The following is a 17,482-nucleotide window of genomic DNA, read 5'->3' as shown; positions in this document are numbered from 1 at the left end:
ACTGGATAGTTCAATTTTCCTTATCTATTAAATATATTCGATATGCTAACAAGATAATTTGATATTGATATGCACATAGATAAGACCGAAAAACTTAGAATAGATGTATAATTTTAAGCTTTAGATTTTTATCGAAAATCTTTAGTCCCAGTTACAGTCTATTTTTTGAAGGCGATTTATATCAATAATATGCGAACCCGAATTGGTTACAATGGAGAATATATATTTTTTATCTAAAAAATAAGTCGAATGGTTAACACTGCTGAGATCCAGTTCTTTATTAAAAATTAGATGCATGTTTTTATTTGAAAACTTTGAATAGGCTTCTTTCAAAGTCCATATTTTTAAAAAATCAGTTCCAGTTTCGATTTCATCCCTGAGTGAAGGTTTTATACTCATGTTCTTCAAATTACTTTTAAGAACCATCTTTCTCAAAATCTCTATATCAATACCAACCTCAACCTTTGAGACTGCAAGGGCTGCAAGGTTCTCGGTATATGATATACAAATGTACAGCTCTTTGTGATTAAGGATGCAGACCTTCCCATATCTGTCTTTATATGTGGATATTCCAAAAATGGATCTTTCATTAGTAATATTGCGTAGAATGTGTTTTAAAATCGTTCTGGAGATAATATACCTTTTCTTAACATAATTTGTCTGTAGCTTCTCGAAAGATTCCAGTTCTATCCTATTGAGGTAACTTGTATTGAACATAGCATAATTATCCAGGTCAATAAGGAAAATAAGAACATCACTCTGTTGCCACAAATAAGGAATAGACTCAAGGGAGATGGGAGAAGGTAATGTTATATTCATTGCACATGCAGTCCACTTACATTATGTTACATCTTTGTATAAAAATTCCTTCTTTTCTAATTACTGGTAATCGGCTAAACAAGGGATTGAAGGGTAAGATCAAGAATAACTTCTGCTTCTTTCACCTCAAGCTTGTCGGAGAAATACTCTAGAGTTGATAAATATAGTTCAGGTGTGGTGGAATTCTAGCTTTCTATATGATACACCTCTGTCATTTATGCTAAAATTTATATATCTAAATTTAGTATGGATAGTTCTTACTTCTTCAACATACTTTACAATTCTCGAACTTTCTTGGGTGTTGAGATCAGAGGATTTTAATCTGCAAAGAATGTGGATTATTTTACTGATAACAGTGTGCTAAAAACTCTGTATTAATATTAAATTTATATTTTATATAAATAATACAAAAAAGCAATCCTAAAATATATAAACGATAAGGATATAGGGTATTCGTTCCTTAGCGCCCCTACTATGAGGTTGCATGTCTTCTATAACTAAAAAATAGTGGGCAATATAATGCTAAATCAATATAATTCAATCATTAACTGAGGTGTCCGAAACTGCAAACTGCGGAAGAAAGGGTAAGAGCGAGATTGATTAAGTATCTCGGCAGGGATGAAAACGGGATACGCAAGGTTGTGCTCAATCTCTTCCTGACCGGAGACAAGTTCACCACCGGTGAAGTTTACGATTACCTGGATAAAGGAAATTTTGAAGTAAGCTACCGTGGAGTCTCGGCTATGGTCGGGCTTATGAACACAAGGCTCGGGATTCTGAGCATAAATGTCACTGGAGATCACAACGTCTATTCCCTTAAAGAAAATTATAAAAATATTGTCGGCTCCGTGCTTGAAAACTACTGAGCCACATTTATTGTTATCCGTTTTTAGTTGATAATTTTCTAATTATTTATCTGTTTTACTGAAACCGCGAAAAGAATGAAGTAACCAAGGCTTTGAATCTTGCTTTGGTATATTCTGATTTACTTATAGTAAAAACTGAATAGGTTGAAAATCTGAAGGTTTTCAAAATCTAATCAGAGAAGACACTGTTCTTATTGCATACTAATTTTTGCTACATCACTTAATTGGCTCTTATTTATTTAGGAAAGAGTGACATAGTCTCTTAACTGATATTAAATACTCTCATGTATGAAATATAAGTAATCTAATTATTCTAGGTAGTTTCTTTCATGCAATCAAATAAATTCTATTCTAATATCCGAAATAGGACTCTGATTTTAAAGAGAGCTATCACGAAGAGAGTCCGAAAACTTCCTTTTTCAAGTACTTATGTGTTAAGAGAAGCCTAGAACGTGAGATAACACAAAGATTCTCAAAATCATAGGTAATTCCTGCAAGGTAGGTGTCCACAACCTACAACAGAAGCAAAAAGTATAAAAAGTTGTAGGAGTTATTGGAATAGTACCTAAACATAAGAGCACCAGATAACTAAAAATCTAAATTTAGTAAATGTATAACTGAATACTAATTTATTTGCAGTAATACGTCTATCGTTTTCTGATATTTAAAGAATGAGATCAAAAAATTCCCTTTGTAGAGTAATATGTACTTTTATATCTGGGCATTTAACTTTAAGGTGAAATTATGGAGAAGCTAAATTTGACAACCTGTATCGAAGAAGTCAAATTTTTTAAAAAATTAGTAGAAAACCCAGAAGTAAAAAATCCGAAAAAATCAATATTTCTGAGAAAAAAAGCTTTTACAAGTATTATCCTTCTTCTAATCTTCCTTCCAGAACTTTTGATTTACTATGGAAAAATTGAAGATGCGCTATTTTTATATGCGGGTATACTAGCAGTTTTATCTCTTATTTCCATATTCTTAAAAGATCAAGAAATCTGCAATGTCTGTCAAGCTTTGTTGCTACTTCCAATCCTTCGTTTTATTAACTTCTCAATACCTGTCTTCTCTGAAGTCATCCTTCTCTCCTTTGTATTTATTTATGCTTCAATGATAATTCCTATAACCATTCTTGCAATTAATCAGAAATTTACATATAATCAACTAGGACTGAAATCCAAAAAAATAATATGTTATTTCTTACTCTCGATTTTCATTGGCCTCATTTTAGGACAGATAGAATACTCTATCATACCGGCAACTCAGCTTATCCCAGATCTTTCTATTATAAATATCTTAAAACTCACAATCGTAATGATCCTCTTTGTCGGAGTTATAGAAGAAATCATATTCAGGTCGATCCTCCAGACAAGACTTGAGGAAATCTATGGATCTTGGAGTGGTCTGATCTTTGCAAGCTTAATCTTCGGACTCATGAACTCCGGTTGCGGAAATCTATATAAAATTTTCTACGCCTTTTTTGTAGGACTTTTAATTGGATATTTGTTCCAAAAAACAAGAAGTCTTCCTCTTATTGCAATGACGCATGGCTTCATAAATATATTTGCCTTCGGAATCATCCCACATATAAAGTCTGAGTTTGTTTTATTCTAATATGGTCTTAAATTTGAAAAAATAAGTGCTCTGGAAGTCAACTAATGATTAATAAAATCAAAAGAAGTAACGTTAAAAGTTTATAATTCAATAAATTTTTATTTATAAAGCTGGGATCTGATGCATACAACCATAATATCATACAATACATCGTCATATAGTACAACATTAATAGGCACTAAATGTTATCTTCCTGAATATTATTATTTAGCTTTAGTCGAGTTGGGTTTACTTCTAAGTTTTAAATACGTGCTTTCAGAGTCAAATCTCTGGCAGGAGTTTCTAAAAAGCTCTTTAAATATGGGAATTTTTCCATTGTATTTATCCTTTGGTTGGATAGTTATCTGTAGTTTTTTTACTTGACATTACAAAATTAACTCACGGAAGAAGAAAGCCTGAAAACTGTTTTTGGATATTTGTTGTTTTATGTGGGTTGAAATAATTATTCTTCAATAAAACTATGACCTCCATAAGAAGCATCTATAATAAGGGAAAATAGTTGAACCAACAGAGTTAAGTTTTTTTACCCGTTGAGCGATTATATGTATAAACTTTCAAAGGATTATTTTTTAACTTTTCAAGGTTAAATCTATGTTCCAGCTGAAATTAAATAAAACCATGAAGAATTTTCAGTGGTCGCTCATCAGTCTTATCACAGCTTCTTTTATACATCTAATGCTAAGAATTATGCTTGGTAAGGAGATAGGGCCATCAGGACTTGGTATTTATACATTGATCTTTACTATTTACATGCTTGGCATGCAGTTTGCAGGATTCGGGATTGGTTCAGCTCTAACCAAATACATTGCTGAATATCGCGATAACCTTTCAGAGATAAAAGAATTTATTTCAGCAGGAATTCTTGGATCCATAGTAAGCGGATCTGTTATGGGCTTATTTTTATACATTTTGTCCAATATAATCTCTACTCTATTCTTCCACAATCCTTCTATGATAAATCTTTTAAAATTTACAGCACTCTGCTTTCCATTTATAGCCGTTCAGAAAGCTGTCATCGGGAGTTTAAATGGCCTGATGGATATGAAACGGTACGCCATTATGAACATTACCCAGAGTATATCTATACTCATTTTTACCGTCTTTTTTGTACATTCACTGGATATGAATGTTAGGGGTGCAGTACTTGGCTTTGTTATTCCCACAATACTGGTGGGTTTGGTCTCTCCTATATTTATCCGAAATTACCTCAAGGTAACTCAAAAGTTTGCGAATAAGATTCTCAAAGAGTTTTCTTTGTTTGGATTCTATGTTGTCCTTACAAACTCCATCGGAATTATTAGCACAGAGATTGACAGCTTAATGATTGGTTATTTTATGAATGCAACAGATGTTGGATATTATGCGGTTGCTATCATATTTATCCAAGGATTAACGCTAATTCCAGATGCAATTCAGAGAGTAACAACACCTTTGATCGCGACATTTTACGGAAAAAGAGATATCGAGAGCATAAGGAGTCTAATAAAAGAAACAGTGACCAAAGTTGTCTTTATTATATTATTTATCGATTTAATAATGATTATTTTTGGTAAGACTTTAATCAGAATAATATTCACAGATGAGTTTATTCCTGCATATCCTCCTTTGTTGATACTGTTAATAGGATATTCTATCTATGCAGCGTATGTATCTATAGGAACTTGTCTTGCAAGTATTGGAAAAGTTCAGATTATATTTAAGATAAGTGTCATATGTGCAGGATTGAATACAATCCTGAATGTTATATTAATTTCAAAATTTGGCCTTATTGGAGCTGCATGTGCCACATCTGCTTCATTGGTGTTCACAACTTTGACAAATATGTATTTTGTAAATAAATATACGTCTAAAAAATACTTGGGAATACCTGACAGTAATATTAAGTCCTACCATACACCTTTGGTTAAATGAGGAATCTAAAGAATTTTTCCGTTTTTACAACAGATCATAAAAATAATATAAAATATAACGTTAGTGTATCTGTTATAGATAGCATTCATGCAAGAGATTAATTAACAGATAACTTCTTTGTGATTTTAACCAAAAAGTTCGTGTATCTTTTAGTATCTCAACTTATCAATTATTTATATATTGAATAATGAAAATACTAAATCTACGTTGATGCTACACGAAGTCAGCTCTAAAAACTATATCTGTTGAAATTTATCTATTATTAACTCCTAAGTACTCTTTAGCTTCTCCACTGTTATATATCGCATGATAGTTATTGTCGAGTTTATGTTTAAAATCAGATCCAAGTAGCATATCTGGACTTTCATAAGGTTTAACCTGCACAGGTCTGTTTAAACTTGTTTTTCTCCAAGTTAATACTTTGTTTCCCATATACTCCCAATCTAAAACTCCTCTCGGGGTTAGTAAATACGTCGCTACGTTATCTCTCTTCAAGTATGTTATGAATATATTCTCAGTTGTCTGTAAATCTGAGACAATGATATCATCGGAAGAACTATTAATATTTGCAAACATTTCCATTTCAGATTCAGTCCAAATCATTTTTTGGTTGAGATTTTTTCCGTAAACGGGTGAATCCATATCTGTAACAGAGTTCGTTATCATGAAAAATGAAAATAGTATTAGCAGCATCGAGATAAAAACAACTTTGTGATGTCTATATTTAAAAATGGTGCTAATTTTGAATATTCCAATTCCGGAAAACAATACAAAAGTCGTGTATATAAAAGCCGGCCATCTATATGGTAATATATTACGGATCCCCATCACAGGAAATATAAAAAAGATTGAAAAGAGTACAACAAGCATGAAGATTAAAGAGACTTTAGTTTTAGTTTGATGTTCTTTTGATAAACTGTGCAGGCTTCCAATAACTCCAAAAAAGATCAAAATAAGAAAACCAAGGATATCAAGGATCGAGAACCAGGAGTCTCCTACATTCGAGACTGGTCCCCTTCCCAAGAAATCAGCGTCCATTGATAATGAGTTGATCAGTACTGTTGTTATTCCTTTTAAAAAAGGATATTTTGGATCCGTCCAGTGACAGGTCAATATTAATAAAAAAAATGTAAAAAGAGTAGTATTTACTCTTAGTTTGGCATAATTGCATTTATTTGCATATAAACGCTCATAAATGAAAGATCCTATGTATAACGAAATTAGTGATACTATACAAATAAATGATGACACTGTATGAGTCCAAGTTATGATACATATAGCTAAAATTGTTAATATTTTATATATTGGGGTTATTTTCTCATTTTGCTCAATTAAAAGATAGATTGTCATCGCGTATATTGCAATTCCAAAACTCATAGCTATTATTTGAATGCTCCATTGGATATGGAAATCTGAAAAATTTATGAGTAACATTGAAAACAATGCAAGAGGAATACTATTTGTAATTTTTTTAACAATTATATATATAAAAATAGTACTAATTGTAAGAACCATTCCTATGATAAACATTGCATCTTTTGTAGTCAGGTTTCCAATAAGGCCTGAGATGGATGCATAGAGGTGCATCAAAGGATAATTACTATAATATTCACTTATCTGGGGTAAATAAATAGTCCCGTAAATGGAGATTCCTTTTATCAAATCTGCGTGTCTCCATGGATCGGAACCAACCGGATAGGGTGATATAAAATAAGCACTGAATCTAAGAATAAGTGATAGTATAAGTATTTTCGAAATCAAAGCATAGAGTTGAATGTCTTTTTCATAGGTGCGCGACAGAATTTCCAGTCCTAATGAACTGACAGCGAGTGATATACTGAAAAAGAATATTGCAGGACGGTGGTAGGGTTTTGCTTGATAGTAGCTTATTAATGCTATTAAAATACAAACCCAGTAAATAGTTTGGATAATTTTCAGTGCCCGATTATTAAGGTACATATTTAGGTCTATGCTATTGGCTAACAATTTGCTTCGATATTTTAGATGCAGAAGAGATGCAATTGTAACAAGAGGTCCTATTGTGATAAGGTAATTATTGCTATAGATCAAATTCAAGAAGGTTATTATTAGTCCTAATATCGTCCCAAGAATCGCAAAAATTACATCAATAGTGGAGAAGCTTGAAATTTTAATTTTGACCGCAATTAATGCCGAAATAATCAAAGTCAATAATATGATTATTGGCGCGATCTCTATAAATAACATCAAAAATTCCCCTTATCGTTTATTAAATGATCAGAATCAATTCATTAGAGTAGTATGCCTAATTTTCAGTAAAATTTGCTTAATATCCAAATTTCGTTGTTAACTACTGTTCCACTGTATACCTGGTTTCATAATAACCTTCATTGCCTGAAACTGGTGTAAATAAGGAGCTTCTCATTGGTCTCTGGTAAAAGAATTTTCTTTCCTGAGTATTATTCCGGGACAACAATTAACCTATCTCTCGAACGCCAAAAAAAGTTGACACAATTCTAGCCTCATCTCAAAAATAATTTTGGGTAACTGTTGTGAAAATAGAGCATTTTAGCATTAGTCCACACATAACCGAAGACTTGTAGCGCCGATTTTAGAATAAACTTTTAAAATTTTCTTGCCTACGACGCCCCAAGTAAACTGAATAGAGTATTCTTTAATTTTTTTAGTATCCCAAGATGTATCTAACGAGGACAAAATATTCTTCGCTAATTCATTCGGATCTCCAGGTTCGCTAAGAAGCCCATAGTCGTCTGATACGATAATTTCTGGAACTCCACCAACTTTCGTGCCGACAAAGGGCTTTCCACAACCCAGACATTCAAACATTACTGTTGGGTTTCCTTCACTTAAACTCGGTAAAACAAACACATCGCAAGCATTCATCCATAAAGGAATTTCAGTGTATGGCTTGCTACCAACTAGCTTTATATAGTCTTCCAAACCTGTCGAAAGAATTTGCTTTTTTAACTTAGTCTCTAATATTCCTCCTCCCACTATGAAACATAGTACATCCTTTCTCTGCTTTATAACTATATTCATGGCTTCGATGAGATATTTGTGCCCTTTTGCTTCATCATATAAATTCCCAACATTCAATATTATTTTGATATTCGAAGGCAATCCAAGTTGCTTTCTGCTGTTTTGTGAATCTAAATTTAAAAAAGATTTATGACTATAACCATTTGGAATATAGTACACCTTATCCAAAGGAATTCCAACCCTTTCGAATAATGGGATGTCCCCTTTTCTAACACGGATTATTGCATCACATAAATTCCATGATCGGATGAACTGAGTCTCTTTTTTTTCTATGGCATCAGTGAATGTTTGGGAAGTATGTTCAGTGATCACCAAAGGAACATTATATTTTTCCTTTACCTTGACAGCGACTGCTCCAGAATGCCATGTAAAATGAGCATGAATTAAATCAAATTGTAAACTTTCTGCTCTAATTAATTTTTGGATAGCTTTCTCTTCAAAATATATCCAGCCATCTCGACAATATTTAAAAAATAAGGGACAATTAAAATATTTTGGAAAATATACATGAATATTCTCAAATCTGTAATTTTCATAATGTGTTTTTCTTAGAAATTCCATTCCGATTGCAATTGGTGATACTACGTATATATTCTCAAAGTACTCTTTGAGAAACATGATTTGCTCTTTTACGAAAATTTCTCTTACGTATTTATTATCAGCATTTGGAAAATCATTGGATATTACGAGTAAATTGTTAGATTTCATAATTGCAACTCACTTCTCACAAGTTTATACTTCCCAGCCTGAGTCCTCTCAATCTTATCAACATATCTAAATTCTACTTCCCATCCATTAGACTTCTTTCTGATTACTTCCCTAATAGCATCTAGATGCGCCTCATTAAACTCCTTTTCTGGCACGATCTTAATGACAAGTTTGTCAATTTTTTCTTGTACTACTTGAAATTCCTTTATACCTTTTCCATCTTCCACACAATATAGAAGAAAATATCCGTGTACATATTTTCCCTCAGGAGTTAACAGAAAATCAGCAGTTCTCCCCATAACTTCTTTTAATAATTTAGAACCACGCCCACACCCACAACTATCACTGATAATATGACCGATATCGCCTGTATCATACCTGATAAAAGGCATCGCATAATTATGAAGGCTTGTTGCCAGTATTCCTCCAACCCCATTTTCCAATTGCTGATAGTTATCATCTACAACTTCCATGATACTTCGTTCCGTGTCAATGTGCAGGCCACTGTGCTCAGAACACTCATAGGCACCTAAACCTCCATCATTCAATCCATATGCATCATACACTTTACATCCAAACACATTTTGGATATTTTCCCGCATATTAGGCATTAATTTTTCTGCAGTTGAAAAAACTGCCTGAGGTTTAATGATATCAACCTCGTTATCATCGAGAAAATTTGCAAACAAGTTGATCGAAGAAGCATAGCCTCTTATGAATTTGGGTTTAAATGAATTGATAATTTTTGCATACTGCTGCATATCTTCAATACCCATATCAAATGAAGAGAACTTCCGGATGTTCCTTGAGATCTCATGAGCTCTTTTAACAACAAAAGGCTTGTATCCAATATCCAGAGAGGAGCCTGCAAGGAACACCATCTTATCCCCCAATTCATAGCCTGCATAGCCCCATCCACGATATAACAAGGCACCATGGAGGAATCGATCATACTTTAACAGTCGGAATTGAAGATTAGTACCTGTTGATCCGCTTGTCGCGTTTGGATAATATTTCATTGAGTCCAGATTAATTGGCTTGAAAGCTTCTAAGTTCTGCTTGATAATATCCTTAGTTAGGATCGGAAGCTTTTCGAGGTCATCAATAGTCCTGATGTTAGAAGGGTCTAATTTCAGATTATTGAACAATTTATGGTAATAGGGGACATTTTTATATGCGAAATTTATCATCTCTTTAAGCTGTTTTTCCTGATCCCTTTTTTGTTCAGAGTAAGGTTTCCATTGAGAATCAACAAGCTTTTTATATGTTGGATAAAATTTAGGTTCTGCCAATTGATGGGCAAATATAAATAAAGCTCTTTGAAACATACCATTTCCTCAAAAATGTTGTATTGTTAGGAGCTAATCATGTGTTGTTATATTTTTCGACAAATTCTACCATATATTTAGTAACGTCTATTTTTTCCGAAATTAGTTTCTTGCTTTTTTCTCTTGATTTCTGCTTTATATTTGGATCATTCAATAATTCTGAGGCCTTGACTAAAGAATCCTTTCCCATTGTGTTTTCATCGTGAAAATTATACACAAGTGTATACTTCTCTTCTTCATCCGTATATCCCCTTCCTGCATAATCGCAGAAGATAGCATGCGTCCCCAGCACAGCGCACTCAGAAGCCATTGTTGCACTTTCCCCATAAAGAAGAGTTGCATAGTATAACAGATCATGAATTTTTTCAGGTGAAACTGTGATTCGATACTTTTCAAATTCTTTCTGAAGAGGTTTTTCTGAAGTTATGAAAACACGTCCATACTTACTAAGCTCGTTTACAGCATTTCTTTTATCCTCAAACGTCAAGCCAGTATGTCCATGATCGTGTGTTGCATTCCATGATACAAATCTCAAAATTATGAATACATCATTCTCTTTAAGTCCAAGTTCTCTAAGGACATTTGAGTTTGGCGTGAAATAATTTGGGTGCAAATATGCTAATTCGTGATAACCATTGTACCTCACTTGTTTTTTTCCAAGGTTGTCTTTGAAACATGATGGGGTACAGACAACGTCAGTAAAAGGTAGATAGAGCCTGATTTGCTCTGTACTATGTTCTGTATCTTCAAAAATTACACATTTTTTGCGAAGTAAAAAGGAAACATGAGCTGCTAAAATAGATCCCATTCCTACAAATATATCTGGACCAAATTTTTTAACTTCTTTATACAATCTCAAGTCAATTATCGGCAAATTCACTAGCTTTTGCATTAAGGAAGTTCCATAACTGCCGAGATTGATGTAATTGAAGTCATAGTTGTCTAATAATTTGAATGATACATCCTTTTCAGTTGCTGCAATTATTATTTCATGTCCTCTTTTCCGCATACTCCAAATAAAATTTTTAAATAGGTGTACATGGCCAGGATGATTCATACAAATAACAATTCTCATAATTTCACCCAAAATATTCAAACACATTGTCACTAAACTTTTTGTAAAATATCGATGGCATTTTCTGAATCGCGCTCGTTGCTAATTTATATTTAAGGGTTTCTCGATTTCCAGCTAAGGTCTCTGGAGTTTGCGGATAATAACTGTAATATAATTTTGTTTCAACTGTTCCCCATCTTTTTTTGAAATTTATTAATCCTTTGTTGTCGTAAGACACACGGCCAAAGTCGAAATATTTATACCCATCTACACATGCATCTTCTATACTTTTCCAGATGAATGCATTATTGGGATAAAAGTTAAGATAATCAGGATGAGAGGCACTATATCCATAAATCACCGTATCTGAATAATACAAAAAAACGCCACCGGCAATGAGCATGTCGTTATATTTTGCGGTGTAAAGAGATACATTTCCGTCCAAGAACTCAAACATATTTTTAAAAAACTTCCAGGGATGGCAGGGTACTCCACTTTCTCTTTTATTAATACAATTAAGTTCATAGAAATCTTTTAAATCCTCTAAGTCTTTCCCAGCGTTAACCTCTACCTTCATCTTTTTCGATTTTGTAATCGCTCTCCTGACGCTTTCTTTATCTAGCTTATTCCACGTTTCTCCGATGTCTGAGGATAGTTCTAATATATAAGTGGAGAACGAATTTTGATGCTTTAATCCTTCTACAAAATTCCTAATCTCAAAATAAGAAGCATTTAATTTTGAATACCTATTTATTGCCTCATCGAGAAGGACATTTTTGGAATCCTCAGAACCAAGGCATCCACAAGAATGAGAAAAAGGTGCAGAACATAATCTATTAGCTGTTAATTTACTTTTAACATAAAACAAAGGTAATAACCCTATTAAATTTCCAGAATCATCTTTTGCAAAAAGGTATTGGGGGTCATAATCAAATGTATTTTCTAAAAATTTTTTCCACATTGGAGTATGATAAATACTAGCCGTATTAAAATTGTCTAAAAATTTTTTCCAGTCTTCGCACCTAATGTTAGATGCAATATCTGTCATGTTCTCACCGTTGTCAAAACTTTCTTCCCAGAATTAAATACAAAATCCTGTAACCAGTATATCCCCCAGTTGACAACATTTGATTTCCATCTTTCCGGATGAAGTGAAATATAGAAATTTCTTATTTCTTGACTCTCAATCAATTTTATAAGATCATCAGTTGTTTCAGCAAAGATCTGTTCGGTTTTACCGGGAATGAAGTCTCTCAAGTTATTCTTTGAGTTCCAGCTTCTACCTGTGTCAGTGAAATAATTGAGATTTTTCCCGGCAGATAAATAGGCCTCTCCGGTAAGTCCATAAGCTCTAAAATCATAATATTTCCATAGATCTCTACTGTCATGTCTAGACAGTACGGCACCATGCATACAGATAGTTTTGAGGTTACAGATACTTCTAAATTTATTCACATCTTTCTCGAATAATTTGATTGCTTTCCCAAGGTCTCCGTTTGTCCTACTCAAAGTTTCATAATGATATCCGATCTCATGTCCCATCTTTTCAATATCTTTTATAATCTTGGGAACAAAAGTTTTCTTAGAGGTTCTGAAGTAGTAGGTTGCTCGTATGCCAAACTCCTCTTCTATACTTGCAATCTTGAGTGCATTCTTTGCCGCTCTATCTACGTCATGACGCATCAATATGAAACGTTCGGGAAGCTGATCACCTGCAGTCACGTACTCGTTCATAGTGATAAAATTATATTTTTTCTCCATTGAACAGCATAGTTGCCTGAATTTGTTAAGAGTAAAATCTAGCTTAGGATATGTTAACATTTAATACCCCTCCTTCCCAATTAATATAATGAGTGCATGCTTGATAAACTTTCTGTCTATTTTCATAAAGAAAGGATGAGTATTTTTTAGTGCCAGATTTCATCTATTAGTCACTTGATTGTTTTTTCGTAGAATAAGTGACTCTGTGATCTTTATTGAAATATCTGGCAATTATTAACCAAGAATGAACTGTGATATTATTTTAAAAAGAATCTTATATTCACTAGAAATGGTTAAATTGGGTGATCTTGATCGACTTTGAATGCTCAGCAGAATCCTTTTATACTCACAAGTTTAATTTTCTGCGAATAACTAGTCATTATATGACATAATTTCTCGATGACATGTTGATTTAACACTACCCTAATAGTGTAAATATAACAAAAGAACATATGTAACTGAATAAGATATTAGGTATATTTTTCGGAAAAATAGAATTTTAAGCAAAAGAAATATTAATCTCTTGGACAAGAGAGGATATGAGTCTCCGTTAAGAATAAAAATCTACGCGGATATTTATCACCTCTGGATATTCTCAGGAGGAAAACGTATTAGAAATTTAAGAATTATACCCAGCAACAAGGGAATCTTCAAGGCAGGACTTCGCTCTTTGAAAAACAGCATCTTCGGTGTTTTTTATGATGAGTATGAACGAAGACTCAAAATAAAGATTCTGAATTCAGAAATTCCGCATCACATAGCTGTGATTATGGATGGGAACCGTAGATATGCGGGGCAGCTGGGAAAAGCTCGAAGTTTCGGGCATGCAATGGGCGCAGAAGTTACCGAAAAGGTAATTGAGTGGTGTTATGAGATAGGGGTAAAGCAGCTTACACTTTATGCTTTTTCTACGGAAAATTTTCAGCGCTCCGAAGAAGAAGTTGACGGTCTATTCAATCTCATCAATGAAAAGTTCCTGAAAATCTACTCTGACCCAAGGACACATGAACGAGAAATGCAGGTTCGCGTTATAGGAGATAGGTCAAAATTACCTGCTTTTCTGAATGAATCAATCGAAAAAATAGAAAAAGCTACGGAAAAATACAGGAAGTTTCACCTTAACGTTGCTATTGCCTATGGAGGCAGGCAGGATATCATTCAGGCAGTCCGTGATATTGCAAGTTGTATTTCCAGTAGGGAACTCTCTCTTGAAGATGTGGATGAAAACCTTATCTCAAAACATCTCTATCCCGCCACTGGAGTCTCCGTTCCGAATGTAGATCTTGTCATCCGCACTGGTGGCGATGAAAGGGTTTCGAATTTCCTTCCCTGGCAGGCTAATGGAAGTGAATGTGCGGCTTACTTCTGTGCTCCTTTCTGGCCAGAATTCCGAAAAATCGACCTTTTTCGTTCTATAAGGGTATATCAAGCTAGGAAAGCCGAGAAAAAGCAGGAGCAGTCATATAGGGCTTTAAGGGTTGTAAATTTCTTAGGAGTAAGAAATTATGAAGAAAAAACCGAAGAAATTGGACAGCTCCAGTCAATAAAGAAGCAAGGAATCTCCTGATATATTCTGCAAATCAATAGTTATATGGAATATCGAATGAAAGTACCGTGTCAGTAAAATTATTTTCTTCTGAACTAAAGTATTGAAACCCAAAATGAAACGAATATTTATATTTAACAAGTTCCCTGACTACATTTTTTCTAAAACAGCCTGTCTAACTTGTTAATATATTAGAAAAATAATCTCCTAGAATACCAATAATCTCTTAGAATACCGATATATTGATATTCAGGGGATGAATATTTAAAGTGGGGAAATTTGGCTATACCTAATTTTTCAATTTGCAAGCTTTACAGAAAGCTTGAGTAGGTTATCATTATATTGGGGATAAACTAGTTCACTCCAGAATTGGTCATTGATTTATAATGAAATCTATAGATATCGGTTTAAATCAGGGGAGTTAGAATGGATACTATTAACAAGTTAAATCTGCGTTCCTGCAGAACTTATTTTCGGAGAGCCGGGGAATCAAAATATTTCATACTTGCAAATTTGGTGCAAGGTTATTTCCAGTATTGTTTAAAATCACTGGAAATTGTGAGTGTAAGAGATAGAATAATTGTTGTTGCATTTTCCTCAGGCGCGGAGGCAATAGTGACTGTCACTTCCTTACCAAGGGAATGTATAGGAAAAGCCAAAGTGCTTAAAAACGGAATGCTTTCTTGGCAAGAAATATACATCTGAAGAAAAGCCGGAGGGATTTTACTGGGAGAAGAATACAGAAAGCCTAACCGTCTAATAAATGAAAAGAGCCCGTATCTCCTCCAGCATGCCTATAATCCTGTTGACTGGTATCCCTGGGGAGAAGAAGCTTTTGAGAAATCCAGGAGAGAAAATAAACCTATTTTTCTGTCAATTGGATATTCCACCTGTCATTGGTGCCATGTAATGGCTCATGAGTCTTTTGAAGATGAAGAGGTGGCAAGACTCATGAACAGGGCTTTTGTTTGCATAAAAGTAGACAGAGAAGAACGGCCGGACATTGACAATATTTATATGACAGTTTGCCAGATAATTCTTGGAAGAGGTGGATGGCCTCTTAATATTATTATGACTCCTAATATGAAGCCCTTTTTTGCAGGAACATATATCCCCAAAAATTCCCGTTTTAGCCAGACTGGGATGCTCGAACTCGTGCCCAGAATAGAAGAGATCTGGAACAGACAGCACGAAGAGGTCCTCGAGTCAGCTGAAAAAATCACATCTACTATCCAGAATATGATTTCCGAATCCGCAGGAGAGTGCATAGGAGAATCAATAATTGAGGAAGCTTACGAAGAACTGCTGACTTCTTTTGACAATGAATACGGTGGTTTTGAAAGAGCTCCCAAATTCCCTACTCCACACAAAATTTTCTTTTTGCTCCGCTACTGGAGACGCAGCGGGAATCCCGAAGCTCTTTACATGGTTGAATATACACTGGAAAATATGTATAGGGGAGGAATCCATGATCATTTGGGTTCGGGTTTCCACCGTTACTCTACAGATAATAAGTGGATTGTCCCACATTTTGAAAAAATGCTATACGACCAGGCTCTTATCGCAACTGCATATACAGAAGTATATCAGGTTACCGGAAAGAAACTGTATAGGGAAGCAGCAGAGGGAATTTTCGATTATGTATTAAGAGATCTTACATCTCCGGAAGGTGGATTTTATTGCGGGGAAGATGCTGATGTTGAGGGAGAGGAAGGAAAGTATTATCTCTGGACTTTAGAAGAAGTCCGAAGTGTTCTTAGCCCTGAGGATTCTGAACTGATTACAAAAGTATTTAATCTCAGTGAAGTAGGTAACTTCGAAGAAGAAATAAGAGGTAAAAAGACCGGAACTAACATTTTTTATATGTCCCATTCTCTCGAAGCCCTGGCTTCCGAATTAAAAATTCCAGTTGATGAAGTCGAGAGCCGGGTAAAGCTGGCTAAAGAAAAGCTCCTATCAGTCCGGAATAAACGTAAAAGACCTGCAAAAGACGACAAAGTTCTGACTGATTGGAATGGACTTATGATTGCAGCTCTTGCAAAAGGTTTTCAGGTCTTTGGAGATGAGAAGTATCTGAAAGCTGCCGAAAGAGCTGCAGATTTTATTCTCAAGAGTCTTTACAGTCCTGATATACGATTGCTTCACCGATATAGAGAAGGAAAATCCGGCATTTCCGGAACTGCCGATGACTATTCATTCCTCATACATGGACTCATTGAACTTTACGAGGCAGGATTTAAACTGAATTATCTTAAAGCAGCCCTTTGCCTCAACAGAGAATTTCTCGAACATTTCTGGGATCCAATTCAGGGGGGTTTCTTCTTTACGGCTGATGACAGCGAATCACTTATTTTCAGGAAAAAGGAGTTTGCGGACGCAGCCATACCTTCAGGCAATTCTATTGAGATGCTGAATCTTCTTAGACTTTCTAGAATAACTGCAAATCCTAAACTGGAAGATAGATCTCAAGGGCTGGAACGAGCTTTTTCAAATCTCGTTGGAAAAATACCCTCTGGGTATACTCAGTTCTTATCAGCACTTGACTTTGGCTTAGGTCCAACTTATCAAGTGGTAATTACTGGAAAGCATGAATCTCAGGACACTGAACACATGCTCGAAGAGCTCTGGGCTTACTTCATTCCTAATAAAGTGCTGGTTTTCAGACCTGAAGGAAAGGACCCTGAAATTACAACTCTGGCAAAATATGCGAAAGAACAGGTCCCTATAGAGGGAAAAGCTACCGCATACGTCTGCCAGAATTATCAATGTCAGCTTCCTACTACTGAGATCAATGAGATGTTAAGAATGTTAAATGTATGACTATAGCTAAAACTGA

At 34.5% G+C, this 17,482-nt stretch carries 13 protein-coding genes; 6 read left to right on the top strand and 7 right to left on the bottom strand.

Annotated elements, in window-relative coordinates; genetic code table 11:
* Positions 1 to 141: 141 nt before the first annotated feature.
* Complete coding sequence (locus BP549_RS08525) at positions 142 to 717, bottom strand: 4'-phosphopantetheinyl transferase family protein (protein WP_292379802.1); 576 nt, start codon at positions 715 to 717, stop codon at positions 142 to 144.
* 698 nt (positions 718 to 1,415) lie between these two features.
* Here BP549_RS08525 and BP549_RS08520 point away from each other — a divergent pair.
* The 3 genes from BP549_RS08520 to BP549_RS08510 all read left to right on the top strand — a co-directional run bounded on the left by BP549_RS08520 (position 1,416) and on the right by BP549_RS08510 (position 5,210).
* The gene (locus BP549_RS08520; RefSeq protein ID WP_292373433.1) at positions 1,416 to 1,685 is read left to right on the top strand and encodes a DUF2551 domain-containing protein; all 270 of its coding nucleotides are present in this window, start codon (positions 1,416 to 1,418) and stop codon (positions 1,683 to 1,685) included.
* Between the two features lie 759 nt (positions 1,686 to 2,444).
* The gene (locus tag BP549_RS08515; RefSeq protein WP_292379800.1) at positions 2,445 to 3,299 is read left to right on the top strand and encodes a CPBP family intramembrane glutamic endopeptidase; all 855 of its coding nucleotides are present in this window, start codon (positions 2,445 to 2,447) and stop codon (positions 3,297 to 3,299) included.
* A gap of 591 nt (positions 3,300 to 3,890) precedes the next feature.
* Positions 3,891 to 5,210, top strand: coding sequence for a flippase (locus BP549_RS08510; RefSeq protein ID WP_292379797.1), 1,320 nt, complete (start codon positions 3,891 to 3,893; stop codon positions 5,208 to 5,210).
* A gap of 252 nt (positions 5,211 to 5,462) precedes the next feature.
* On the opposite strand, the gene BP549_RS08505 is transcribed toward BP549_RS08510, so the two are convergent.
* From BP549_RS08505 to BP549_RS08480, 6 genes are all read right to left on the bottom strand, one after another.
* Positions 5,463 to 7,436: a hypothetical protein gene (locus BP549_RS08505; protein ID WP_292379794.1), complete on the bottom strand. Its 1,974-nt coding sequence runs from the start codon at positions 7,434 to 7,436 to the stop codon at positions 5,463 to 5,465.
* Positions 7,437 to 7,763: 327 nt separating this feature from the next.
* Positions 7,764 to 8,957 carry a glycosyltransferase family 4 protein gene (locus BP549_RS08500; protein ID WP_292379793.1) on the bottom strand — a complete coding sequence of 398 codons (1,194 nt, stop codon included), beginning with the start codon at positions 8,955 to 8,957 and terminating at the stop codon, positions 7,764 to 7,766.
* A complete protein-coding gene (locus BP549_RS08495) occupies positions 8,954 to 10,285 on the bottom strand; it encodes a phenylacetate--CoA ligase family protein (protein WP_292373440.1) in 1,332 nt (443 codons plus the stop codon). Before BP549_RS08495 ends, BP549_RS08500 begins: the two co-directional genes overlap by 4 nt.
* A 37-nt stretch (positions 10,286 to 10,322) precedes the next feature.
* Entirely contained in the window at positions 10,323 to 11,342 is a 1,020-nt protein-coding gene (locus BP549_RS08490) for a DUF354 domain-containing protein (protein WP_292379791.1), read from the bottom strand.
* Positions 11,343 to 11,364: 22 nt separating this feature from the next.
* Entirely contained in the window at positions 11,365 to 12,387 is a 1,023-nt protein-coding gene (locus BP549_RS08485) for a lipid II:glycine glycyltransferase FemX (RefSeq protein ID WP_292379790.1), read from the bottom strand.
* Positions 12,384 to 13,160, bottom strand: coding sequence for a hypothetical protein (locus BP549_RS08480; RefSeq protein ID WP_292373444.1), 777 nt, complete (start codon positions 13,158 to 13,160; stop codon positions 12,384 to 12,386). Before BP549_RS08480 ends, BP549_RS08485 begins: the two co-directional genes overlap by 4 nt.
* Before the next feature lie 610 nt (positions 13,161 to 13,770).
* Between BP549_RS08480 and uppS the strand changes: the two genes are divergently transcribed.
* The 3 genes from uppS (at position 13,771) to BP549_RS08465 (ending at position 17,466) form a co-directional block, all read left to right on the top strand.
* Complete coding sequence (gene uppS / locus BP549_RS08475; protein WP_292380776.1) at positions 13,771 to 14,667, top strand: polyprenyl diphosphate synthase; 897 nt, start codon at positions 13,771 to 13,773, stop codon at positions 14,665 to 14,667.
* 405 nt (positions 14,668 to 15,072) lie between these two features.
* The gene (locus BP549_RS08470; protein WP_292371716.1) at positions 15,073 to 15,351 is read left to right on the top strand and encodes a hypothetical protein; all 279 of its coding nucleotides are present in this window, start codon (positions 15,073 to 15,075) and stop codon (positions 15,349 to 15,351) included.
* Positions 15,352 to 15,372: 21 nt separating this feature from the next.
* Entirely contained in the window at positions 15,373 to 17,466 is a 2,094-nt protein-coding gene (locus BP549_RS08465) for a thioredoxin domain-containing protein (RefSeq protein WP_292380775.1), read from the top strand.
* Positions 17,467 to 17,482: the final 16 nt, after the last annotated feature.

The sequence above is a fragment of the Methanosarcina sp. UBA289 genome, from assembly GCA_002496565.1.
Taxonomy (GTDB): domain Archaea; phylum Halobacteriota; class Methanosarcinia; order Methanosarcinales; family Methanosarcinaceae; genus Methanosarcina.
This window is presented reverse-complemented; position numbering and strand designations above follow the sequence as displayed.

Bases quoted from the DNA above. Each gene is read 5' to 3' on its own strand.
- BP549_RS08510 (WP_292379797.1), top strand. From the start codon at position 3,891: ATGTTCCAGCTGAAATTAAATAAAACCATGAAGAATTTTCAGTGGTCG.
- BP549_RS08525 (WP_292379802.1), bottom strand. From the start codon at position 717: ATGTTCAATACAAGTTACCTCAATAGGATAGAACTGGAATCTTTCGAG.
- BP549_RS08505 (WP_292379794.1), bottom strand. From the start codon at position 7,436: ATGTTATTTATAGAGATCGCGCCAATAATCATATTATTGACTTTGATT.
- BP549_RS08470 (WP_292371716.1), top strand. From the start codon at position 15,073: ATGGATACTATTAACAAGTTAAATCTGCGTTCCTGCAGAACTTATTTT.
- BP549_RS08480 (WP_292373444.1), bottom strand. From the start codon at position 13,160: ATGTTAACATATCCTAAGCTAGATTTTACTCTTAACAAATTCAGGCAA.
- BP549_RS08490 (WP_292379791.1), bottom strand. From the start codon at position 11,342: ATGAATCATCCTGGCCATGTACACCTATTTAAAAATTTTATTTGGAGT.
- BP549_RS08485 (WP_292379790.1), bottom strand. From the start codon at position 12,387: ATGACAGATATTGCATCTAACATTAGGTGCGAAGACTGGAAAAAATTT.
- BP549_RS08495 (WP_292373440.1), bottom strand. From the start codon at position 10,285: ATGTTTCAAAGAGCTTTATTTATATTTGCCCATCAATTGGCAGAACCT.
- BP549_RS08500 (WP_292379793.1), bottom strand. From the start codon at position 8,957: ATGAAATCTAACAATTTACTCGTAATATCCAATGATTTTCCAAATGCT.